The sequence below is a fragment of the Streptomyces sp. NBC_00178 genome, from assembly GCF_036206005.1.
Lineage (GTDB): Bacteria > Actinomycetota > Actinomycetes > Streptomycetales > Streptomycetaceae > Streptomyces.
On sequence record NZ_CP108143.1, the window covers coordinates 3009515 to 3031969 of the forward strand.

The following is a 22455-nucleotide window of genomic DNA, read 5'->3' on the forward strand; positions in this document are numbered from 1 at the left end:
GCCCGACAGCCCACCCGTCGCCCACCACCACCCCCACAAGGATCAGGCTCCGCCTGACAGACTGGTCCGTATGCGCATTGTGGTTCTGGCCGGCGGTATCGGTGGTGCTCGTTTCCTGCGTGGCCTCAAACAGGCCGCGCCCGACGCGGACATCACGGTGATCGGCAACACCGGCGACGACATCCATCTGTTCGGGCTGAAGGTCTGCCCCGACCTCGACACCGTGATGTACACCCTCGGCGGTGGCATCAACGAGGAGCAGGGCTGGGGGCGTACCGACGAGACCTTCCAGGTCAAGGACGAGCTCGCGGCGTACGGCGTGGGGCCCGAGTGGTTCGGCCTCGGCGACCGTGACTTCGCCACCCACATCGTCCGTACGCAGATGCTCGGCGCCGGCTACCCGCTGAGCGCCGTCACGGAGGCGCTCTGCGCCCGCTGGAAGCCCGGGGTCAGGCTGATCCCGATGTCCGACGACCGCGTCGAGACGCATGTGGCGGTGGACGTCGACGGCGAGAGCAAGGCGGTCCACTTCCAGGAGTACTGGGTCAAGCTGCGGGCCTCCGTGCCCGCGCAGGCCATCGTGCCCGTCGGCGCGGACCAGGCGAAGCCGGCGCCCGGCGTGCTGGAGGCGATCGCCGGAGCCGACGTCATCGTCTTCCCGCCGTCCAACCCCGTCGTCTCCGTCGGCACCATCCTGGCCGTACCGGGTATCCGCGAGGCCATCGCCGAGGCGGGGGTCCCCGTCGTCGGGCTCTCCCCCATCGTCGGTGACGCGCCGGTGCGGGGCATGGCCGACAAGGTGCTGGCCGCCGTGGGCGTCGAGTCCACCGCGGCCGCCGTCGCGCAGCACTACGGCTCGGGGCTGCTCGACGGCTGGCTCGTCGACACCGTGGACGCGGCGGCCGTCGACGAGGTGGAGGCCGCCGGCATCCGCTGCCGCGCCGTTCCCCTGATGATGACGGACGCGGACACCACCGCCGAGATGGCCCGCCAGGCACTCGCCCTGGCCGAGGAGGTGCGCGCGTGAGCTCCGTACCCGCGCCGAAGACACCCTCGTACCAGGTGTGGGCCCTGCCGGGGATGCCCGAGGTACGGGAGGGCGACGACCTCGCGAAGCTGATCGCCGCCACGGAGCCGGGACTGGCCGACGGCGACGTCCTGCTGGTCACCTCGAAGATCGTCTCGAAGGCGGAGGGCCGGATCGTCGAGGCCGCCGACCGTGAGGCGGCCATCGACGCCGAGACCGTCCGGGTCGTGGCCCGGCGCGGAACCCTCAGGATCGTCGAGAACCGCCAGGGGCTCGTCATGGCGGCGGCCGGTGTCGACGCCTCGAACACCCCCGCCGGGACGGTGCTGCTCCTGCCCGAGGACCCCGACGCCTCCGCCCGCGCGATCCGTGACGGCCTGCGGGACGCGCTCGGGGTGCAGATCGGGGTCGTCGTCACGGACACCTTCGGCCGTCCCTGGCGCAACGGACTCACCGACGTCGCGATCGGCGCGGCGGGCGTCAGGGTGCTGGACGACCTCCGGGGCGGCACCGACGAGCACGGCAACCCGCTGAGCGCCACGGTCGTGGCCACCGCCGACGAGCTGGCCTCGGCCGGTGACCTGGTGAAGGGCAAGGCGTCCGGGCTGCCCGTCGCGGTCGTACGCGGGCTGCCCCACGTGGTGGCCGGTACCGGGGAACCCGAGGAGGGCGCCCGCGCGATGGTGCGGGTGGCGGCCGACGACATGTTCCGGCTGGGGACCTCGGAGGCGGTGCGGGAGGCCCTCGGTCTGCGCCGCACCGTGCGGGAGTTCACGGACGAGCCCGTCGACCCCGGTGCCGTGCGGCGCGCGGTGGCGGCGGCCGTGACGGCTCCGGCCCCGCACCACACGACGCCGTGGCGGTTCGTGCTGCTGGAGTCCGCGGCCGCGCGGCACCGGCTGCTGGACGCGATGCGGGACGCGTGGATCGCCGACCTGCGGCGGGACGGGCGCGGCGAGGAGTCGATCGCCAAGCGGGTGCGCCGCGGCGACGTCCTGCGCAACGCGCCCTACCTCGCGGTGCCGTGCCTGGTGACCGACGGATCACACGCGTACGGGGACGAGCGCCGGGACACGGCGGAGCGCGAGATGTTCGTGGTCGCGGCCGGTGCGGGCGTGCAGAACTTCCTGGTGGCGCTCGCGGGTGAGCGGCTCGGTTCGGCGTGGGTGTCCTCGACCATGTTCTGCCGGTCCGTGGTGCGCGAGGTGCTGGACCTGCCGGACACCTGGGACCCGCTCGGCGCGGTGGCCGTCGGCCACCCCAGGGCGGCGGCTCCGGCACGTGCGCCGCGCGACCCGGAGGCGTTCCTCACCGTGCGCTGAACCAGGTCACAGCCGGGCGATGTCGCCCGGCTGCATCCGGGGCGCCCGGCGTGCCGGGATGCGGCCGGAGAGCATGATCAGGCGTGTCGCACGGTGGCGCTGGCCCTCGTAGGGGGCCAGGAGCGCCAGCATCGCCTCGTCGTCGGCGTCCCGGTCGTCCGCGAGGGCGTGTCCCACGATGCCGGGCAGGTGCAGGTCGCCGACCGTGACCGCGTCGGCGGCGCCGTTCGAGCGCTGAAGCGTCTCCGCCGCCGTCCACGGGCCGATGCCCGGGATCAGCTGGAGCCGGGTCATGGCCTCGGTGAGCCCCATGGCAGCGGCTTCCTCCATGCGCCGGGCCACCCGGACCGCGCGCAGGATCGTCGCGGAGCGCTTGGAGTCCACACCCGCGCGGTGCCACTCCCAGGACGGGATGAGCGACCAGGTCCGGGCGTCCGGCAGGACGTGGAGGCCGTACGCGGCGAATCCCGGGTCCGTGGGGCCGGGGGCCGGGGTGCCGTGGGTGCGGAGCAGGAGCCGCCAGGCACGGTAGGCCTCGTCGGTGGTGACCTTCTGCTCCAGGATCGACGGGATCAGGGACTCCATCACGAGCCCGGTGCGCAGCAGGCGCAGGCCGGGCCGGCGGTGCTGGGTCAGGGCGAGCAGCCGGTGGCGGGGGCGGAAGTCCTCCGGGACGTCGTCGGCGCCGAGCAGGGCCGGGAGCCCGTCCAGCAGCCACTGCGCACCCGGCCCCCAGGCCGCCCCGTGGACGGTGCCGTCGTGGGACGCCGAGACGCGCAGGGTGCCGGGGCCCGCGGGGGTGCGGGTCGCCCGCCAGAAGGTCCCGTCGGGCAGTGCGCGGTAGGCGGGGTCGGCCGGGCCCCGGCGCAGCGGGCCGAGGACCAGCCGCAGGTCCAGCGGGCCCGGCGGGGTCCAGGTCCGGGTGAGTGCGGGGCCGGACACGCCCGTGACCGCCGGCCGCCCGCGGGGTGCGGCGGCGGTGCGGGGTACGAAGCGTCCTGCCACGGGTGGGGTCCTCGGTCGTCGGGGGGTGCCTGTCGAGGGTACGGCCGACGGCGGTCGTCCGGCGTCCGGACGACCGCGGGTCACTGGTCGGAGGAGAAGCGGACCGCCGCGTCCGGGAGGACGGCACCGCACCAGACGCGGATCCCGTCACGCAGTTCGTTGTCGGCGCCGACCTGTGCTCCGTCGCCGATCACCGCCCCCGTGAGGATCGAACGGCTGCCGATCCGCGCTCCCGCCCCGACGAGGGAGTCGGTGATGACGGCGCCCGGTTCGACGACGGCGCCTGCCAGCACCGTGGAGCCGGCGATCCGGGCGCCCTCCCCGATCAGCGCGCCGTCCCCGACGACGGTGCCTCCGGTGAGTTTGGCGTCGGAGGCGACGGAGGCGGTGGGCAGGACGAGGCGTTCGCCGCACCGGCCGGGGACCGCCGGGGACGGGGCACGTCCCAGGACCAGGTCGGCGGATCCTCGTACGAACGCCTGGGGGGTGCCGAGGTCCAGCCAGTAGGTGGAGTCGACCATGCCCTGGAGGTGGGCGCCCGAGTCCAGGAGCCCGGGGAAGGTCTCGCGCTCCACGGACACCGGGCGCCCGGCGGGGATCGTGTCGATGACCGACCGGCGGAAGATGTACGCCCCCGCGTTGATCTGGTCGGTGACTATCTCCTCGGGTGTCTGCGGCTTCTCGAGGAAGGCCGTGACCCGGCCCGTGGCGTCCGTCGGCACGAGACCGAACGCGCGCGGGTCGTCCACCCTCGTCAGGTGCAGGGAGACGGCCGCCCCGGAAGCGGCGTGCGACGCGACCAGGGCCCGGATGTCGAGACCCGTCAGGATGTCGCCGTTGAAGACGAGGACGGGTTCGTCCGGGCCGGAGGCCAGCCGCGACGCCACGTTCCGGATGGCTCCGCCGGTGCCCAGCGGTTCGTCCTCGGTGACGTACTCGATGGAGAGGCCGAGCGACGAACCGTCCCCGAAGTACGGTTCGAATACCTCCGCCAGATAGGACGTCGCGAGCACGATGTGCTCCACCCCCGCGGCCCTGGCGCGCGCCAGTTGGTGGGTGAGGAACGGCACCCCCGCCGCCGGCACCATCGGCTTCGGGGTGTGCACCGTGAGGGGACGCAGCCGGGTGCCCTTGCCACCGACCAGGAGGATCGCTTCTCTTGCCTCTGTCACAGCACCGTCTCTGCTTCCTGCTGGGGCCGGGCCTCGTATCGGCTGGCCAGTGTATGCAGACCGGTCGGGGCTCTCCCGGTCAGCGGCCCTGCAGTTTGGCCGAACTGGTCCGGGCCGTGCCGAGCTTCTTGTAGAGACGGCTTCCCGGGCATTCGGTTGCGAAGCCGTCGCGGTGCCCGGAGATGACGTTGAGCTTGGCCTTCGCACCCTTCTTGTACTTGCCGCTGCCACCGGAGACCAGGGTGACCTTGCCCTTGGGGTTGCGGCCGAACAGACCGAGCTTCCAGGCGGTGAGCTTGGCGATCGCCGTGACGGCGGCGGCGGGCGGGTTCTTCGAGCTGTACGTCCCGAGGACCGCGATGCCCATGCTGTTCGTGTTGAACCCGAGCGTGTGCGCTCCGAGGACGGCCTTGGTCACACCTCCGGCACGGCCCTCGTAGATGTTCCCGCACTTGTCGACGGCGAAGTTGTAGCCGATGTCGCGCCAGCCGCTGCTCTTGACGTGGTAGCGGTAGATGCTGCGCAGGACGGAGGGTGCCTGGGAGCAGGTGTAGTTGTTCCCGGTGGCGCTGTGGTGGATGAAGGCGGCCTTGACGGTCGAGGTGTAGGCGAAGGCGCGCTCGCGCAGGCTCTCGTCGGCGCCCCAGCCCTTGCGCGTGACGATGCGCGGACGTGGTCCCACGAAGGGCTTGGCGCCGGCTCCGACGACGGCCTGCTCCTCCGATTCGGCCTTGCTCAGGGCGGTGATCTCGGCGGCGCCCAGCGGGGCGAGGTCTGCGTTGACGGCGGAGCTCTCCGCCGCGGCCGTGCTGAGGCCCGCGGCTTCCGGGAGCGCGCCGGGCTTGGGAGCGGTCGCCGGGGTCGCGACCCCCGCCGACGGGGTCCCGGTGGCCGGGGTCGCGACCCCCGCCGACGGAGTCCCGGTGGCCGGGGCGGCCCCGGCGCCGGGCAGCTCCGGGTCGTCGCCGGGATCGACGAGTTCGACGCGGAGACCGGCCGGAAGGGGGGCGGTGTCGGCGGCGCCGCTGCGCGGGCCGGCGTTCTCGGAACGTACGCGTACCTCGACCCCGTCGGAGTCGCCGACCCAGAGCGGGGCGGTGGAGCCGCGCACCCGGCCCGACAGCCGCTCGGGGCTTCCGGCGTCGGCCGCGTGGTCGGTGTTGTGGGTCTCCAGGGACTGCCAGCCGGACCACCGGGTGGTGTCGGTCGCCCGGGTGCGGACCTGGACGGTGCCGTGGAGTTCGGTGTCGGCGTCGTCCCAGACGACACCGACCAGGGAGAAGCGGCGGGAGTCCCGGCGGAGCAGCCCCTGCGCCGCTGCCGGGGTCATGGATTCGGAGGGCCGGCCGGTGGCCCGCGGGACCGCTCCGCCGAGGGGCCGGAGCGGAAGTGACTGTGTCGAACCCGCGGGTTCGACGGGGACGGCCGCGGCCGCGTGGGCGACCGGGGCGGAGACGGTGGCGGCAGGTGCGGGGGCGGCGAGCGGGAGGGTGAGTGCCGTCGCACAGGTGACGCCGATGGAAGAGGCAAGAAGTGCACGCATACAGGAAATAATTGGCAGAGTCCGGCAATCCCGGCTACTGGAGTACAAGCGGGTGCAGTTGACGCACCGTCTGCCGAACCGGTGTACGGGACACCTGTCACACCCGCCCGGCGCTCACCCGCCGCGTACCCTTGCGCGGATGAACGCCAGTGATCGCACCCCCGCCGACCTGCTGCGATCCGCGCTCGCCGCGGACCCGGCCCGTCCTCTCGTCACCTTCTACGACGACGCAACCGGAGAGCGTGTCGAACTGTCCGTGGCGACCTTCGCCAATTGGGTGGCCAAGACCGCCAATCTGCTCCAGGGGGATCTGGGCGCGGAGCCCGGCGACCGCCTCGCCCTGCTCCTCCCCGCCCACTGGCAGTCGGCCGTCTGGCTGCTCGCCTGCTCGTCGGTGGGCGTCGTGGCCGACGTGCAGGGCGATCCGGCGTCCGCCGACCTCGTCGTGAGCGGACCGGACACACTCGACCGGGCCCGCGCCTGCCGTGGCGAACGGATCGCGCTGGCGCTGCGCCCGCTCGGCGGCCGGTTCCCGCAGCCGCCCGAGGGCTTCGCGGACTACGCGGTGGAGGTCCCGGGACAGGGCGACCGCTTCGCCCCGTACGCCCCGGTGGACCCCGCGGCTCCCGCTCTGATCGTGGGCGGCGCCGAGCTGACGGCGGACCAGGTCGTCGCGCGGGCCCGCCAGGACGCGGCGGACCTGGGGCTCGCCCCGGGCTCCCGGCTGCTGACCGGCGGCGGCTACGACAGCTGGGAGGGCCTGTCCACCGGACTCCTCGCACCGCTGGCCGCGGGAGGTTCCGTCGTCCTGTGCCGCCACCTGGACCAGTTGGACGAGGCCGCGCTGGCCAGGCGCGTCGAGAGCGAGCGGATCAGCAACACGGCGGTATGACAAGCGCGGTGAACGACACCCGTCCGGCCCATGCCGGGCCGAGCCCCCGGGACTGAGCACCGACGGCGGTACATGATCAGGCGGTACGAGGCAACGTCGAGAACGCCGCCCGAATGCACAACCAAGCGTGAGGTTCAGCCGTCTACTTCTGCGACCGGCGGCCCCTCGCGCCGCCGAACATGAAGGATGGACGCAGACGTGAGCGACAGCCCCGGCCCTCCGGCCGAACCGGACCGCCCCGACCACTCGGCAGGGGACGGGCCCGAGGACGGGGCGCGCGACGCGTCGGGTCCCGCCCCGGAGAGTTCCGGCGAGGGTGACACGGGCGGGACGGCGGCCCGGAAAGGTGACGGCGGGGAAGGCGGGGAGGGCGGCGACGGGACCTGGGCCGCGCGCCCCGAGCGCGAGGGCAGGAGCCACTGGCTCCGCTGGACCGCCCTCGCCGTGTCGTTCCTCGTGCTGGTCGCGGCCGGAGTGGGCTGGTGGCTGTACAACAAGCTGGACGGCAACATCACGACGGACACCAGCGCCGCGGCCGAGCTCAAGGCGTACGAGAAGGACCGGCCGCTGCCCGTCGCGCACGACGCGCAGAACATCCTGCTGATCGGCTCCGACACCCGGTCCGGGGACAACAGCGCGTACGGCCGTGACGACGGCGGCAGCCAGCGCTCGGACACGACGATCCTGCTGCACCTCGCCGCCGACCGCCGGAGCGCGACCGCGGTGTCCATCCCCCGCGACCTGATGTCTCAGATCCCCAGTTGCCACACGGCGGACGGCAAGACCACGAAGGCGCAGTTCGCGCAGTTCAACTGGGCCTTCGAGCTCGGCGGCACGGCCTGCACGATCCGCACGGTCGAGAAGATGACGGGGATCCGCGTCGACCACCACATGGTCATCGACTTCGCGGGCTTCAAGGACATGGTCGACGCCGTGGACGGCGTCGAGGTCTGCCTCAAGAAGCCGGTCGACGACGCCGACGCCCACCTCAAGCTCCCCGCCGGGCGCCAGGAGCTCGACGGCGAGCAGGCCCTGGGGTACGTCCGGGCGCGCAAGTCGATCGGCAACGGCAGCGACACCGAGCGCATGGACCGCCAGCAGAAGTTCCTCGGGGCCCTGGTCAACAAGATGCAGAGCAACGGCGTCCTGCTGAACCCGACGCGGCTGTACCCGGTCCTGGACGCGGCGACGAAGTCGCTGACCACGGACCCGGGCCTCGACTCGCTGCGGGACCTGTACGACCTGGTACGCGGCATGCGGAACGTACCGACCGAGAAGGTGCAGTTCCTGACCGTGCCCAGGCAGGCCTACCGCGCCGACCCGAACCGGGACGAGCTCGTGCAGCCGGACGCCGACAGGCTCTTCACCCAGCTGCGGAAGGACGAGCCCGTCGCCGTGGTGCCGCCCGAGAAGAACGATTCCGGGGATTCACAGGCGGATCACAGCTCCGCGAACCCGTCCGGCGAAAAGCCGGGCACGACGGCGGACGGGAGCCCGACACCGGCTCCGACGTATTCGGGTTCGAATGCGGCCGACGACCCGTGCGGCTCGTAAAGCAATTCCCAAGCATCAGCAAGCAATCCGAGCGTAATAGGAGGAATGCCCGGTTGTAAGGGGCGTGGACTGCGTCACGCACGCCCCCTGTGGCCGATTCCGCCGGTTACGCTGACGCGATCCGGTGCTCGCGGCCATCAGGCGCCGCAGGGCCGGAAGATCAACCGAGGACCCTGCGGGGGAGGTGCCTCACGTGGCACCGACGGAGGATTCAGGTAACCGTGGACGCGCACAACCGTGGGCGGGCGGAGGAAATCGACCCCGCCGACCAGTGGGTGCTCAACCCGCAGACCGGCAATTACGAATTGCGACTGGACCACTCCGCAGCAGAGTCGCCGGGCTCCTACCGGGGTGACGGCCATTTCGCCGACGGGGGCGAATCCGGCGGATCGCCCGGCCGTGTTCCGGCGCAGCGGAGCCGCACGCACGGCCCCGGCACGGAGCCGGCGGCCGGGCGCCGCGGTCGCAGGCAGCCGCGGTCGCGCCGGCGCAAGGTCCTCCTGTGGACCGGCGGGGTCATGGCCTTCGTGACCCTCGCCGGGTCGGCGGGGGCGTACGCCCTCTACCAGAAGTTCAACGGCAACCTCGCGACCGTCGACGTGGGCACCGCGGGCAGCAGAACGGTCGCGCACGCCGACACCCCGCTCAACATCCTGATCATCGGCACGGACAAGCGGACCGGCAAGGGCAACGAGGGCTACGGCGACAAGGGCAGCACCGGCCACGCCGACACCAACATCCTCTTCCACGTCTCCGCCGACCGCACCAACGCGACGGCGCTGAGCATCCCCCGCGACCTGATAACCGACGTACCGGACTGCACCACCAAGCAGCCGGACGGCTCGGAGAAGGTCATACCCGGCACGGACGGCATCCGCTTCAACGTGAGCCTCGGCCAGGAGGGCCGCGACCCCGGCTGCACGATGCGGACGGTCGAGAAGATAACCGGCCTGCCCGTCGACCACTTCATGATGGTCGACTTCAACGCGGTCAAGACGCTCTCCACGGCCGTCGGCGGCGTCGAGGTCTGCCTGGCCAAGCCCGTCGACGACGCGGACTCCCACCTCCGCCTGCCGGCCGGACGGTCCACCGTCGAGGGTGAGCAGGCGCTGGCCTTCGTCCGCACCCGCCACAGTTTCGGCAACGAGAGCGACCTCGACCGGATCAAGATCCAGCAGCAGTTCATCGGCTCGATGATCCGCAGGATGAAGTCCGACGACACACTGACCGACCCGCGCAAGCTGTTCAAGCTGGCCGACGCCGCGACCAAGGCGCTCACCGTCGACTCCGGAATCGGATCGATCAAGAAGCTGACCTCGCTCGCCAGGGAGCTCGGCAGGATCGACACGAAGAACATCACCTTCGTGACGCTGCCGGTGGTGGACAACCCGGCGGAACCGACGCCCGTCACGGTGGTCGTGGACCAGCAGAAGGCCCCCCAGCTCTTCGGCCTGATGCGCTCCGACACGTCCCTCACCGAGGTCAAGGCGCAGGAGCGGGCTGCGCGGACCAAGCGGGAGGCGGCCCTCACCGGCAGCAGGGCGAAGCCCGCGGACATCGAGGTCACGGTCCAGAACGGCGGCGACCGCACCGGCGCGGCGGGCACGACCGTCAGCTGGTTGCAGGATCAGCAGGGTGTGTCCGGCGCCTCCAACGGGTCGAACGCCCCGGCGAAGGCCGAGAAGACCACGCTGGCGTACGTGCCGGCCCAGGCGGACCAGGCCCGCGCGCTCGCGGACATCATGGGCCTGCCCGCCACCGCGCTGAAGGAGGGCAAGCCCGCCGCCGGGGGGACTCAGGCGATGGTGCTGACCCTGGGCGCGGACTACGAGGGCGCCGGGGTGCCCCTCACCGGTCCGCGGAAGGCACCGGAGGACATTCAGAAGGCAAGCGCCGACAAGGCGGTATGCGCGAAGTGACGACGGGTCGCCGCGCCACAGCGGAAGTCTGAGCAGCAGGGGGGTCCTGGTGGGACGGAACAGCACGCGCGGGGCGGAATCGCGTCCTCGCGGACGGCACGACGGCCCCGCCGGGGGCGACGCGGGGGGCCACGGAGGGCACGGCAGATCGAGGCGGTCGGCCCCGGCCGCGGGCGGGCAGGGCCCCGGCGGGCCGAACCGCCGTTCACGGCGGGCGGCCAAAGGGGGCAAGCGGCGCGTACTGCGCTGGGTGGCGTCCGTCCTCGCCCTGCTGATACTCGGCACCGGCGCCGCCGGTTACCTCTATTACCGACACCTCAACGGCAACATCAAGAAGGAGGACCTGACGCTCGGCGACAAGAAGATGGCCGACCACAAGGCCAACGCCGCAGGTCAGACCCCCCTGAACATTCTTCTCATCGGCTCCGACGCCCGGGACACCAAGGCCAACCAGAAGCTCGGCGGGGCCAAGGAGAACTTCGGCGGTCCCGCCCTCGCCGACGTGCAGATGCTGCTGCACCTCTCCGCCGACCGCAGCAACATCTCGGTCGTCAGCATGCCGCGCGACACGATGCTGAAGATGCCCAAGTGCACGGACCCCGACTCCGGCAAGGTCTTCCCCGCCAGCACGGTCCCCGTCCAGACGAACGAGAGCCTGGAGCGCGGCGGCCCCGGGTGCACGGTGGCCGCCTGGTACGAGCTCACCGGCATCACCATCGACCACTTCATGATGATCGACTTCTCGGGCGTGGTCTCGATGGCCGACGCCGTGGGCGGCGTCCCGGTCTGTGTCGACGCCAACGTGTACTCCCACACCAGGGACGGCAAGGGGTCCGGCCTGAAACTGGAGAAGGGGACGACCTCCGTCAAGGGCAAGCAGGCCCTCCAGTGGCTGCGCACGCGGTACGGCTTCGAGGACAACACGGACCTCGGCCGCACCAAGGCCCAGCACCAGTACCTCAACTCGATGGTGCGCGAACTGCGCAAGGGCACCAAGCTCACCGATCCCGGGAAGCTGACGGGTCTCGCCGAGGCGGCGACCACGGCGCTGACGGTCGACAAGGGGCTCGACAGCGTCAAGAAGCTCTACGACCTGGCCTCGGAGCTCCAGAAGGCGCCGACCGACCGCATCACCATGACGACCATGCCGAACGTCTACGGCACCGGAAACCTGAGCGGTCGCGTCTTCCCGAAGCCGGAGGAGGCCGAACAGGTCTTCCGGATGGTCCGGGAGGACGTTCCGCTGGACGGCAAGGCCTCCAAGCGCAAGGCGCCTGTCGTGAAGGACCCGGCGGACGCGCCCGCCGACATCGCCGTCAGCGTGCGCAACGCGACCGGCACGGACACCCTCGGCCCGGCACAGGGACGTGCGGGCACGGTCAAGGGCCTGCTGAAGGACTCGGGCTTCACCAGGGCCCTGGTCGACTCGCAGAACGTCGAGGGCGCCGCCAGGACGGGCGTCCTCTTCCCGAGCGCGGACCTGGAGGGTGACGCCCAGGCCGTCGCCAAGGCGCTCGGGATCCCGGTGTCGCAGGTCAAGAAGTCGACCGACGTGTCGGGGATCGTCCTGGCGGTCGGCGCCGACTGGCGCGAGGACGGGGCCTACCCGGCCAAGGCCGAGGACGAGAAGACACCCGAGTCGGCGAACCCGCTGAACGGCGCGGAGAAGAAGTGCATGAAGGTGAACCCGGGCTTCACCTTCTGAGTCCGTCGTCACGTCGCATGGGAGAGGGCCCCGCCGGACGGCGGGGCCCTCTCCCATGCGACGTGACGACGGTCAGACCGTCTGCTGCTCGCCGACGGCCGGACGGCGGCTGGCGATGACCCGCTTCGCGAGCGAGCGCGGGCTGGTCAGGAAGCCGTATCCCCACGACATGTGCATGGTCGCGAGGGCGACGGGAATCTGCGCCCGGGCCTTCAGCGGGAGGCCCTTGCCCGCGGGGAGCGACCCGGCGACGATCGCCGCGGCGTATCCGGCCGGGACCACGAAGGCCCACGGGGTGACGGCTGCGCCGACGACGATGCCCGCGGCTATGGCGCACACGGCCGTCGGCGGGGCCAGGTAGCGCAGGTTGATGGAGCCCGAGTGGTAGCGGGCGACGACGTGGCGCCAGCGGCCGTAGTCCTTGTACTGCTTGGCGAGCGCCCGGACGCTGGGCCGCGGGCGGTACTGGACCTTCAGCTCCGGCGAGAACCAGATGACACCGCCCGCCTCGCGGATGCGGAAGTTCAGCTCCCAGTCCTGGGCGCGGATGAACTCGACGTTGTAGCCGTCCGCCCGCTCCAGCGCCTCGCGGCGGAAGACGCCGAGGTAGACCGTCTCGGCCGGGCCGGCCTTCCCGCCGGTGTGGAAGGCCGCGTTGCCGACGCCGATCTTCGAGGTCATCGCGGCGGCGACGGCCTCCTCCCAGGCGTTCTCGCCCTCGGCGTGCATGATGCCGCCGACGTTCTGGGCACCGGTCTCCTCCAGGAGCCGGACCGCGGTCGCGATGTAGTTCGGCGAGAGCATGCCGTGGCCGTCCACGCGTACCACGATCGGGTGGCTCGACGCCTTGATCGCGGCGTTGAGCGCGGCGGGCGTGCGACCGGTGGGGTTGGGCACCGTGTGGACCCGGGAGTCCTCCCTGACCAGCTCGGCTGCGATCTCGTCCGTACGGTCCTTCGAGGGGCCGAGGGCGATCACGACCTCCATCTCACCGGCGTACTCCTGCTCCAGGATGTGCCGGACCGAGTTCCTGAGATGGCGTTCCTCGTCGAGTACCGGCATGATCACGGAGACGGCGGGGTGCTGCGCGGCAGACATGTGGTCCTCGGGGGTCCTCGGGGGTGCCAGGGCTTCCGGAGGTTTCGCACCCCAGGAGCCGGCGTGATTCGGCCGCCACGTTACCGCGAACGGGGGACTGCGGCGCGCGCCGCCGGGTCTGCTACCGGTCTGCAGATCGTATGGGCCTACCGTGCGAAAGTCCCACTCGCACCGCGGAGGTGTCCCCCGTGCCCACGCCGCACCGATCGCCCCGTCCACCGCACCCCCGCACCGCTCCACCGCAGCGCCGCCCCGCCCGGCAGCCCCGGGCCGGCGGCCGCGGGCGCAAGCGCGGCGGGCGGAAGACCGCGCCCCGGTGGGGCATGCGGGTCGTCACCGGGCTGTCCGTGCTGGTGCTCGGCGCCGGCGGGATCGGCCATGCCGTGGTGAGCGGTCTGGAGACGGGGATCGACCGTGTCGACCCCTTCAAGGACATGAAGAACCGGCCGCAGGGCGGACACGGGCTGAATCTGCTGCTCGTCGGCACCGACGGCCGCGACAGGATCAGCAAGGCGGAGAAGAAGAAGTACAGGCTGGGCGGCGCCCCCTGCCACTGCACCGACACCCTCATGCTCGTCCACCTGTCCGCCGACAAGCAGCGTGCCAGCGTCGTCAGCCTCCCGCGTGACAGCTACGCCGAGCTCCCTGCGCACACCGACGGGACCACCGGCAAGCAGCACTCGGCGCACCCGGTGAAACTCAACGCGGCCTACGCCGAGGGCGGGCCGCAGCTCACCGTGCGAACCGTCGAGGACATGACCGGGGTCAAGATCGACCACTACCTGGAGGTCGACTTCACCAGCTTCATGAAGACCGTCGACACCCTGGGCGGTGTGGAGATCTGCACGGCCAAGCCGCTCAAGGACGCGTACACCGGGCTGGACCTGACGGCCGGCACCCACCGGCTGGACGGTGGCAGGGCCCTGCAGTACGTGCGCTCCCGGCACCTGGACGGAGCCGCCGACCTGGGCCGGATGCAGCGCCAGCAGAAGTTCATGGCGGCGCTGATCAAGCAGACGACCAGCAGCGGGGTGCTGATGAACCCGGTGAAGTTCCAGCAGGTCGCCTCGTCGATGCTCGCATCGGTGCGCGCCGACAAGGGCTTCGGGACGGAGCAGATGCTTCAGCTGGGCAAGGCCATGCGCGGCTTCACCCCTGCCTCGTCCGAGTTCGCCTCGGTGCCCCTCCAGGAGAAGGGGTTCCAGGTCAAGGGCATCGGCTCCACCGTGCGGTGGGACGCGCAGAAGTCGAGGAAGCTGTTCCGGGCCCTGCGTGAGGACCGGCCGCTCGCGCCCGCGCTGCCGAAGCAGCCCGGGGCGACGGTCGTCGACGTGGCCCCGGAGCAGATCCGGGTGCAGGTCTACAACGGCACGCGCAAGGACGGCCTCGGCCAGGACGTCGACACGGCCCTGCGCGGCACCGGCTTCAACACGACCCGGGCACCGCTGGGCGGCAGCACCAGCGATCTGGCGCGGACCATCGTCAGCTACGACCCGCGGTGGGACCGGTCGGCCAGGTCCCTGGCCACCGCCCTGCCCGGATGCGAGCTGAGGGCGGTGACCGGGCAGGGCGGGACCATGAAGGTCATCGCCGGTACGGACTTCACCAAGGTGCACCGGGTCAAGGCCGAGGATCCCCAGCGGGGCGAGTTCGGCACGGTCACGGGCGACCAGGTGGTCTGCCCGTGACGCTGCGACGGCCCGGCCCGGCGGGGCGGCCGGAACCCGGCACGCGAAGGGCCCGGCACCCCCTGGGGATGCCGGGCCTCCGGCGTCCGTACGGGGCCGCCCCCGCGGAAGGGGTGCGGAGCGCGGGCGCCCTCAGTCGTCGATGCCCTCGGCGGCGCGCTGCTCGCGCAGCTCCTTGATCGCGCGCCTCCTGGCGAGGCGGTGCGTACGCCGGATCTGCGCCTCCTGGTAGCGCCGCTTGTCCCGCTCGGTCTCCGGAAGCACCGGGGGCACCTGCCTCGGCTTGCCGTCCTCGTCGACCGCGGCGAACACCAGGTACGCGCTGCCGACCTGCTGTGCGGGGGTGGACTCGTTCCACCGCTCGGCCATGACGCGGACGCCGACCTCCATGGAGGAGCGCCCGGTCCAGTTCACCTGCGCGCGGACGTGGACGAGGTCACCCACCCGGACCGGCTCCAGGAACACCATCTCGTCCATCGACGCCGTCACCGCCGGGCCGCCGGAGTGCCGGCCTGCGACCGCGCCGGCCGCGTCGTCGACCAGTTTCATGATCACGCCACCGTGCACCGTGCCCAGGAGATTGGTGTCGCTGCCGGTCATGATGTGGCTGAGAGTGGTCCGGGAGGCCGCGGTCGGCTTGGCCGGAACCGCACCCTCGGATGGCTGGGGCTGATCTGTCATGCCGTCCACCTTATGCGGGGGCTTGCACCCGGTTGCATTGCATCAGCTTGGCAACAGCCGTGACCCGATCCCACGTACACCCTGTAAGAGCCACAGGTCGAGGCGGCACACTTGTCCGCATGAGCGATTGGCCCGAAGGACGTAACGGCGGACCCGGCGACGGCTACGGGCGTGGCAGTGGCAGCCCGCAGCCCGAGGGCGCCCGCGCCATGCCGCACGTCCGGCGGCGCCCCGCACCCCCGCAGTCCCCGCCCCGCATCCCGCCGCAGCAGGGACAGGGGTACGACGACGGCCCCGGTTACGACAGCGGCTACAACACGGGCCAGGTCTACGGCGGCGGTCACGGTGGAGGCGGCCACGGAGGCGGCCACGGAGGTGGCGGTTACGGCGGCGACGGCGGCTACGTCCAGCCCCGCGCCGCCCCGGACTGGGGCCGCCGCATCAAGGTCGGCGTACTGACCCTCGTCGTCGTGGTCCTCGCCGTCTCCGTCGGCACGTACTTCTGGGCCGACGGCAAGCTCAAGCGCGACGTCGACCTCTCCAAGGTCATCGACCGCCCCTCCGAGGGCGACGGCACGAACTACCTGATCGTGGGCTCCGACAGCCGCGAGGGTCTGACCGCCGAGGACAAGAAGAAGCTGCACACGGGCTCGGCCGAGGGCAAGCGCACCGACTCGATGATGATCCTGCACGACGGCTCCAACGGCCCGACGCTGATCTCCCTGCCCCGCGACTCGAACGTCGAGATCCCCAGCTTCGTGGGATCGGAGTCCGGCAAGACCTTCAAGGGCACCGGCCGCCAGGTGAAGCTGAACGCGGCGTACGCGGAGGACGGCCCGGAGCTGCTGGTCCGCACGGTCGAGTTCAACACCGGGCTGCGCATCGACCACTACGTCGAGATCGGCTTCGGCGGCTTCGCCAAGATCGTGGACGCGATCGGCGGGGTCGAGCTGGACATCCCCAAGGCGTTCAAGGACAAGAACTCCGGCGCCGACTTCCAGGCCGGCAAGCAGACGCTCAACGGCGAGCAGTCGCTCGCCTTCGTCCGCACCCGGTACGCCTTCGCGGGCAGTGACCTGGACCGCACGAAGAACCAGCAGAAGTTCCTCGCGGCCCTGGCCTCCCAGACGGCGACGCCGTCCACGATCCTCAACCCGTTCAAGCTGTACCCGACGATGGGCGCCGGCCTGGACACGCTGGTCGTGGACAAGGACATGTCGCTCTGGTCGCTCGGCAAGATGTTCTTCGCGATGAAGGGCGTCACCGGCGGTGAGGGCACGTCGATGAACATGCCGATCTCGGGCAGCGTGGGCGGCAACCTGGTCTGGGACAAGGCCAAGGTCAAGCAGCTCGTGGAGCAGCTGAAGAACGACGAGAAGGTCACGGTCAAGGGCAACTGACCGGCGGTACACAGCGGTACACAGAAGATCCGGACGGTCCTCCGTCCGGATCTTCCTGTTTCCCGGCCCGGCGCGAGCCGGTCAGTCGCCGCCCGTGTGCGCCACGAAGTCCGCCCACGCGGACGGCCCGAAGCCGACCTGCGGACCGGGCACGTGCTTGGAGTCGCGAACGTGCACCCGGCCCGACCCCACGGCGACCTCGACGCAGTCGTTCCCGTTGCTGGTGTCGCTGTAGCTGCTCTTGAACCAGACGAGCGAACCGGGGCCCTCAGCAGGTTTCTTGCGAATCATGTCTCTCCCAGCACTTCATCGATGAGAGCCAGGGACTCCCCCGGCGGGAGAGCCTGGGCCCTGATAATGCCGTACCGCAGCTCAAGCACCCGAAGTTGTTTCGGGTCGGAGATGGGCCGCCCTCCGTACTCGTCGTCGGTACGACCCATTGCTGAGCCGTCACCGAACTTGAGCACCTGGATCCTTCCGCCCGTGCCCGGGTGATCCCAGCGGATCGTCGGCATCACCTGGATCTCGACGTTCCGCATCTCCCCTACTTCCAACAGGCGTTCGAGCTGTTGGCGTTGGACCATTGTGCCCCCGGTAGGACGGCGGAGCGTCGCTTCTTCCAGGACGAAGCTGAGATCCAAAGCGGCTGGCTGGTCGAGGACGCGCTGCCGAGCCATCCGCGCCGCCAGCATGCGCTCCAGCTCATCGGCGGAGTAGGCAGGTCGCCGAGTCCGCAGAAGGGCATGGGCATGGGCGTTCGTCTGCAACAGACCGTGCAGTGCGTGGCTCCCGTACGACAGCAGTTCGACTGCTTTGGCTTCCAGTTTCGCCAGGTCCCGCACCTTCCTCGGGTACCGGACCTCTGCCACCTCCCGCTTCATCATGGCCAGCTTCCCGCCCGCCCCCAGCACCTCGTCCGCGCGGTCCAGGAACTCCGGCCGGGGGATGCGCCGACCTCCCTCGACCTTGTAGACCAGGTCCTCGCCGTACCCGATCGCCGCCCCGAACTCGCCGGCCCGCATCCCGGCCGCCTCGCGCCAGGCCTTGATCTGGCGGCCGACGGCGGCGACCACGGCCGCCCCCGATTCGTCGTCGGGGTCGACGTCCCAGCCGGGCTCGTCCGCTCCACCGCACACACGCTGTGTACCGGCCTCATCCACGCTCATCCGTGCCCCACTTCCGACGTGCATGCCATTTCTGCTCAACCCTGTGCGTCCCCGGTCCGTCACCCTGGACAGCCGGGACAGCGCTGTGACCACGGCCACCGGGTCGTGGAGACCTGCGACCCGGTGAACCGCGACCCGGTGCTCCAGGACGCGGTGCTCCACGACGCATAAGGCTTTGAAGAAACTGGGGAAATCACCTTCCCCAACCCAACCCGACCCACGCGCCGTTCACGTCACTCGCGCGGGTGACATATGGCAACTGGGCTGGATTTGAGACGGGTTGCCGGGCATATGCTCGCCCCGACCACCACAGACATGCGACGGCCCCCGGCCGGGACTACGAATCCCGATCGAGGGCCTGACCACCGAGGAAGAGAAAGCTTCCCGATGGCTACTCAGCAGGCTATCGCGCCCCCGTGCGCCCCGCCCCCGTCATCCGGGGACGCCGTCACACCGTCCTCCGGTGTCGTCCACCTCAACGTCCGGCATTCCGCCGGTTTCACCGTCGTCGGCAACCACCTCGCCCAGCATCGCGGCCTCTCACTCGTCGCGATCGGGCTGGCCCTGCACATCCAGTCACTGCCCGCCGGAGCGAAGATCGGCATCAAGCGCCTCGCCGAGCGCTTCCCGGAGAGCGAGACCCGCATCGCCTCCGCCCTGCGGGAGTTGGAGGCCACCGGCTATCTCCACCGCAGCCGTGTACGCCTGGCCGACGGCCGCATCGTGACCCGCACGGTCTCGTGCAACCAGCCAGGCGCGGACGCGGTCGCCGGCTCAGTGGCAGCCGTTCCAGGGCCCCGGACCCGACGACACCCGGTCGCACCTCCGCGACAGAGCCCGGCCGCACCGCCCCAGGACCAGCCGCCCTCACCGCGGGTGTCACCGCAGCCGCCCGCACCCGTACCCGTTCCCGTACAGCAGCCCACCCCGGCCCGCGTACCGCCGCCCACTGCGCGCACGACACCACCCGCACCGCTTCCGCAGCCGAGCACGCTCACCCCGGAACTCCAGCGAACAGCCGCAGCGGTCCTCGCCGACCTGCGCCGCCACGCTCCTCAACTCGGGCTGACCGAGGCCGACATCCGCACCCTCACCCCGGGCGTCGCCGCCTGGCTCGAACGCGACGCCCACCCCGACTCCGTCCGGCACGCCCTCACGGCCGACCTGCCGGTTCCCGTGAAGCACCCGGCGAAGTTCCTTCGGCACCGCATCACCACGCTCCTGCCGCCGCCGCTCCCCGGAGCCAAGGATCTCGCGCCACCAGCCCGCCCCGGCGCGATCGTCATCCCGCTCCAGAACTGCGACCACTGCGACCGCGCCTTCCGGTCACGCCACCCGGGCCACTGCCGCGACTGCCGCACCGACGCCGAAGCCGCTCATGCGCACCGGGCCCGGGCGAGCTGACACCGGCACGGAAGCCCGCGTGGGCTGCACCAGCTCATCAGCCCGCGAGCCGACAACAACGCAGAGTGACTCCGAGGCGAAGCAGAACACCCCCTCCCCTACGCCCTGAGGCCCCCGGCATACCGCCGGGGGCCTCAGGATTCTCCGCGCACGGGCCGGCGCGCGGGTTACGGCAGGTTGCGCGCCATGACGATGCGCTGGACCTGGTTGGTGCCCTCGTAGATCTGCGTGATCTTGGCGTCGCGCATCATGCGCTCGACCGGGTAGTCACGGGTGTAGCCGTAGCCGCCGAGCAGCTGGACGGCGTCCGTGGTGACCTCCATCGCGACGTCGGAGGCGAAGCACTTGGCTGCGGCGCCGAAGAAGGTCAGGTCGCCGTCGAGGCGCTCGGACTTCGCGGCCGCCGCGTAGGTGAGCTGGCGGGCGGCCTCCAGCTTCATGGCCATGTCGGCGAGCATGAACTGGATGCCCTGGAAGTCGGCGATCGGCTTGCCGAACTGCTTGCGCTCCTGGACGTAGCCCTTGGCGTAGTCGAGGGCGCCCTGCGCGATCCCGAGCGCCTGGGCCGCGATCGTGATGCGGGTGTGGTCCAGGGTCTTCATCGCGGTGGCGAAGCCGGTGCCCTCCTCGCCGATCATGCGGTCGGCGGGGATGCGGACGTTGTCGAGATACACCTCGCGCGTCGGGGAGCCCTTGATGCCGAGCTTCTTCTCCGGAGCGCCGAAGGAGACGCCCTCGTCGGACTTCTCGACGACGAACGCCGAGATGCCCTTGGAGCGCTTCGTCGGGTCGGTGACGGCCATCACCGTGTAGTACTCGGACTCGCCCGCGTTGGTGATCCAGCGCTTCACACCGTTGAGGATCCAGAAGTCGCCGTCACGCACCGCCTTGGTCTTCATGCCGGCCGCGTCGGAGCCCGCGTCCGGCTCGGACAGGGCGTACGAGAACATCGCGTCGCCCTTGGCCAGCGGGCCGAGGTACTTCTTCTTGAGCGCCTCGGAGCCGGAGAGGATGACCGGGAGCGAGCCCAGCTTGTTCACGGCAGGGATCAGGGACGAGGACGCGCAGACGCGGGCGACCTCCTCGATCACGATGACCGTGGCGAGCGCGTCGGCGCCCGCGCCGCCGTACTCCTCGGGGACGTGGACCGCGTGCAGGTCGGACGCGACCAGGGCGTCCAGCGCCTCGCGGGGGAAGCGCCCCTCCTCGTCCACCTCGGCGGCGAACGGGCCGATCTTCGCCTCGGCCAGCGAACGGATCGTCTCGCGGAGCATGTCGTGCTCCTCGGCCGGACGGTACAGGTCGAAGTCGGTCGAACCCGCCAAGACGTTCACTCCCCAAGGATGCTAACTACCGTTAAGTAACCCCGATTTTAGTGGCCGCGCCCGGCGGAGGCATACGGGCGGGACACGTGAGCTTGCCGACAGCCCCCGGGGCCCTGCGGGATCAGGCCCTCCACGGGCCCCGGATATGCTCGGTCCGCACGTCTGTCCGCATCGTTCAGGAGCACCCATGGCCCTCAGGATCACCGTGATCGGCACCGGCTACCTCGGCGCCACCCATGCCGCGGCCATGGCGGAGCTGGGCTTCGAAGTGCTCGGGCTCGACGTCGTCCCCGAGAAGATCGAGATGCTCTCGGCGGGCAGGGTGCCGATGTACGAGCCGGGGCTCGAGGAGATCCTGCAGAAGCACGTCGCGGGTATCGAGGGCTCGACCGGGCGGCTGAGGTTCACCACCTCCTGGGAGGAGATCGGCGCCTTCGGCGACGTCCACTTCGTCTGCGTGAACACTCCGCAGAAGCACGGCGAGTACGCCTGCGACATGAGCTATGTGGACAGCGCCTTCGAATCGCTCGCCCCGCAGCTGACCCGCCCCGCCCTGGTCGTCGGCAAGTCCACCGTGCCGGTGGGCTCCGCCGCCCGGCTGGCGGAGCGGCTGGCCGAACTGGCCCCGGTGGGCACCGACGCCGAGCTGGCCTGGAACCCCGAGTTCCTCCGCGAGGGCTTCGCCGTCAAGGACACGCTGCACCCGGACCGGATCGTCGTGGGTGTGGAGAGCGAGCGGGCCGAGAAGCTGCTGCGCGAGGTGTACGCGGTCCCCGTCGCCGAGGGCTCCCCCTTCGTGGTGACGGACTTCCCGACGGCCGAACTGGTGAAGACCTCGGCCAACTCCTTCCTGGCGACCAAGATCTCGTTCATCAACGCCATGGCGGAGGTCTGCGAGGCCGCCGACGGCGACGTGGTGAAGCTCGCCGAGGCCATCGGCCACGACGAGCGGATCGGGAAGAAGTTCCTGCGGGCCGGCATCGGCTTCGGCGGGGGCTGTCTGCCCAAGGACATCCGCGCCTTCATGGCCCGCGCCGGTGAGCTGGGCGCGGACCAGGCGCTGACCTTCCTGCGGGAGGTCGACTCCATCAACATGCGCCGCCGCGGCCACATGGTCGAGCTGGCCCGCGAGGCCGTGGGCGGCGGGTCGTTCCTCGGGACGCGGGTCGCCGTGCTGGGCGCCACGTTCAAGCCGGACTCCGACGACGTACGCGACTCCCCGGCCCTGAACGTCGCCGGGCAGATCCACCTGCAGGGCGGCCAGGTCACCGTCTTCGACCCCAAGGGCATGGACAACGCCCGCCGCCTCTTCCCGACGCTGGGCTACGCCGACACGGCGCTGGACGCGGTGCGCGGTGCGGACGTGGTGCTGCACCTGACCGAGTGGCGCGAGTTCCGGGAGCTGGACGCGGCGGCGCTGGGCGAGGCCGCCGGGCGGCGGATCATCCTGGACGGCCGCAACGCGCTGGACCCGGCGGTGTGGCGTGACGCCGGATGGACCTACCGGGCGATGGGACGCCCGAAGGCCTGACACGCGGGAGGGGGCGGCCGCAG

Annotated in this window: 18 protein-coding genes; 10 read left to right on the plus strand and 8 right to left on the minus strand. The window is 71.2% G+C overall.

The window, feature by feature from the left end:
• Positions 1-70: 70 nt before the first annotated feature.
• Both cofD and OHT61_RS12875 read left to right on the plus strand, forming a co-directional pair.
• Complete coding sequence (gene cofD, locus OHT61_RS12870; RefSeq protein ID WP_329037945.1) at positions 71-1027, plus strand: 2-phospho-L-lactate transferase; 957 nt, start codon at positions 71-73, stop codon at positions 1025-1027.
• Positions 1024-2349, plus strand: a complete 1326-nt coding sequence (locus OHT61_RS12875) for a coenzyme F420-0:L-glutamate ligase (RefSeq protein WP_329037947.1) — start codon at positions 1024-1026, stop codon at positions 2347-2349. The genes cofD and OHT61_RS12875 overlap by 4 nt, the downstream gene beginning before the upstream one ends.
• A 6-nt stretch (positions 2350-2355) precedes the next feature.
• Here OHT61_RS12875 and OHT61_RS12880 read toward each other — a convergent pair whose 3' ends face one another.
• The 3 genes from OHT61_RS12880 to OHT61_RS12890 all read right to left on the minus strand — a co-directional run bounded on the left by OHT61_RS12880 (position 2356) and on the right by OHT61_RS12890 (position 6069).
• Positions 2356-3354: a DNA-3-methyladenine glycosylase family protein gene (locus OHT61_RS12880; RefSeq protein WP_329037948.1), complete on the minus strand. Its 999-nt coding sequence runs from the start codon at positions 3352-3354 to the stop codon at positions 2356-2358.
• Between the two features lie 80 nt (positions 3355-3434).
• The gene (locus OHT61_RS12885) at positions 3435-4526 is read right to left on the minus strand and encodes an NDP-sugar synthase (RefSeq protein ID WP_329037950.1); all 1092 of its coding nucleotides are present in this window, start codon (positions 4524-4526) and stop codon (positions 3435-3437) included.
• Between the two features lie 79 nt (positions 4527-4605).
• Positions 4606-6069 (minus strand): N-acetylmuramoyl-L-alanine amidase, encoded by a 1464-nt coding sequence (locus OHT61_RS12890; RefSeq protein WP_329037951.1) that lies wholly within the window; start codon positions 6067-6069, stop codon positions 4606-4608.
• Positions 6070-6208: 139 nt separating this feature from the next.
• On the opposite strand from OHT61_RS12890, the gene OHT61_RS12895 reads away from it, so the two are divergent.
• The 4 genes from OHT61_RS12895 (at position 6209) to OHT61_RS12910 (ending at position 12139) form a co-directional block, all read left to right on the plus strand.
• On the plus strand, positions 6209-6961 hold the full coding sequence (locus tag OHT61_RS12895) for a TIGR03089 family protein (protein WP_329037953.1): 753 nt from the start codon (positions 6209-6211) through the stop codon (positions 6959-6961).
• A gap of 186 nt (positions 6962-7147) precedes the next feature.
• The gene (locus OHT61_RS12900; RefSeq protein WP_329037955.1) at positions 7148-8515 is read left to right on the plus strand and encodes an LCP family protein; all 1368 of its coding nucleotides are present in this window, start codon (positions 7148-7150) and stop codon (positions 8513-8515) included.
• A 221-nt stretch (positions 8516-8736) separates the two neighbouring features.
• Entirely contained in the window at positions 8737-10434 is a 1698-nt protein-coding gene (locus tag OHT61_RS12905) for an LCP family protein (protein ID WP_329037957.1), read from the plus strand.
• Positions 10435-10483: 49 nt separating this feature from the next.
• Complete coding sequence (locus OHT61_RS12910; protein WP_329037959.1) at positions 10484-12139, plus strand: LCP family protein; 1656 nt, start codon at positions 10484-10486, stop codon at positions 12137-12139.
• Between the two features lie 72 nt (positions 12140-12211).
• Here the strand turns inward: OHT61_RS12910 and OHT61_RS12915 are convergent, their stop codons facing one another.
• Complete coding sequence (locus OHT61_RS12915; RefSeq protein ID WP_329037961.1) at positions 12212-13237, minus strand: glycosyltransferase family 2 protein; 1026 nt, start codon at positions 13235-13237, stop codon at positions 12212-12214.
• Positions 13238-13425: 188 nt separating this feature from the next.
• Here OHT61_RS12915 and OHT61_RS12920 point away from each other — a divergent pair, with 188 nt between their 5' ends.
• On the plus strand, positions 13426-14925 hold the full coding sequence (locus tag OHT61_RS12920; RefSeq protein WP_443049420.1) for an LCP family protein: 1500 nt from the start codon (positions 13426-13428) through the stop codon (positions 14923-14925).
• A gap of 132 nt (positions 14926-15057) precedes the next feature.
• Here OHT61_RS12920 and OHT61_RS12925 read toward each other — a convergent pair whose 3' ends face one another.
• Positions 15058-15606, minus strand: coding sequence for an acyl-CoA thioesterase (locus OHT61_RS12925; protein ID WP_329037963.1), 549 nt, complete (start codon positions 15604-15606; stop codon positions 15058-15060).
• A gap of 119 nt (positions 15607-15725) precedes the next feature.
• Here OHT61_RS12925 and OHT61_RS12930 point away from each other — a divergent pair, with 119 nt between their 5' ends.
• Entirely contained in the window at positions 15726-17006 is a 1281-nt protein-coding gene (locus OHT61_RS12930) for an LCP family protein (RefSeq protein WP_329037964.1), read from the plus strand.
• 81 nt (positions 17007-17087) lie between these two features.
• Here OHT61_RS12930 and OHT61_RS12935 read toward each other — a convergent pair whose 3' ends face one another.
• Positions 17088-17297, minus strand: coding sequence for a DUF397 domain-containing protein (locus OHT61_RS12935; RefSeq protein ID WP_329037966.1), 210 nt, complete (start codon positions 17295-17297; stop codon positions 17088-17090).
• Positions 17294-18172: a helix-turn-helix domain-containing protein gene (locus tag OHT61_RS12940; RefSeq protein ID WP_329037968.1), complete on the minus strand. Its 879-nt coding sequence runs from the start codon at positions 18170-18172 to the stop codon at positions 17294-17296. Before OHT61_RS12940 ends, OHT61_RS12935 begins: the two co-directional genes overlap by 4 nt.
• A gap of 387 nt (positions 18173-18559) precedes the next feature.
• Between OHT61_RS12940 and OHT61_RS12945 the strand changes: the two genes are divergently transcribed.
• Positions 18560-19576, plus strand: a complete 1017-nt coding sequence (locus OHT61_RS12945) for a helix-turn-helix domain-containing protein (RefSeq protein WP_329037970.1) — start codon at positions 18560-18562, stop codon at positions 19574-19576.
• 167 nt (positions 19577-19743) lie between these two features.
• Here the strand turns inward: OHT61_RS12945 and OHT61_RS12950 are convergent, their stop codons facing one another.
• Positions 19744-20901, minus strand: coding sequence for an acyl-CoA dehydrogenase (locus OHT61_RS12950; protein WP_327122336.1), 1158 nt, complete (start codon positions 20899-20901; stop codon positions 19744-19746).
• 187 nt (positions 20902-21088) lie between these two features.
• Between OHT61_RS12950 and OHT61_RS12955 the strand changes: the two genes are divergently transcribed.
• Complete coding sequence (locus OHT61_RS12955; protein ID WP_329037972.1) at positions 21089-22432, plus strand: UDP-glucose dehydrogenase family protein; 1344 nt, start codon at positions 21089-21091, stop codon at positions 22430-22432.
• The last annotated feature ends 23 nt before the right edge of the window (positions 22433-22455 follow it).

What these genes read in the sequence shown, in the direction of transcription:
- cofD (WP_329037945.1), top strand. Translation starts at nt 71, where the DNA reads ATGCGCATTGTGGTTCTGGCCGGCGGTATCGGTGGTGCTCGTTTCCTG.
- OHT61_RS12890 (WP_329037951.1), bottom strand. Translation starts at nt 6,069, where the DNA reads ATGCGTGCACTTCTTGCCTCTTCCATCGGCGTCACCTGTGCGACGGCA.
- OHT61_RS12895 (WP_329037953.1), top strand. Translation starts at nt 6,209, where the DNA reads ATGAACGCCAGTGATCGCACCCCCGCCGACCTGCTGCGATCCGCGCTC.
- OHT61_RS12900 (WP_329037955.1), top strand. Translation starts at nt 7,148, where the DNA reads ATGGACGCAGACGTGAGCGACAGCCCCGGCCCTCCGGCCGAACCGGAC.
- OHT61_RS12915 (WP_329037961.1), bottom strand. Translation starts at nt 13,237, where the DNA reads ATGTCTGCCGCGCAGCACCCCGCCGTCTCCGTGATCATGCCGGTACTC.
- OHT61_RS12925 (WP_329037963.1), bottom strand. Translation starts at nt 15,606, where the DNA reads ATGACAGATCAGCCCCAGCCATCCGAGGGTGCGGTTCCGGCCAAGCCG.
- OHT61_RS12930 (WP_329037964.1), top strand. Translation starts at nt 15,726, where the DNA reads ATGAGCGATTGGCCCGAAGGACGTAACGGCGGACCCGGCGACGGCTAC.
- OHT61_RS12935 (WP_329037966.1), bottom strand. Translation starts at nt 17,297, where the DNA reads ATGATTCGCAAGAAACCTGCTGAGGGCCCCGGTTCGCTCGTCTGGTTC.
- OHT61_RS12940 (WP_329037968.1), bottom strand. Translation starts at nt 18,172, where the DNA reads ATGAGCGTGGATGAGGCCGGTACACAGCGTGTGTGCGGTGGAGCGGAC.
- OHT61_RS12945 (WP_329037970.1), top strand. Translation starts at nt 18,560, where the DNA reads ATGGCTACTCAGCAGGCTATCGCGCCCCCGTGCGCCCCGCCCCCGTCA.
- OHT61_RS12955 (WP_329037972.1), top strand. Translation starts at nt 21,089, where the DNA reads ATGGCCCTCAGGATCACCGTGATCGGCACCGGCTACCTCGGCGCCACC.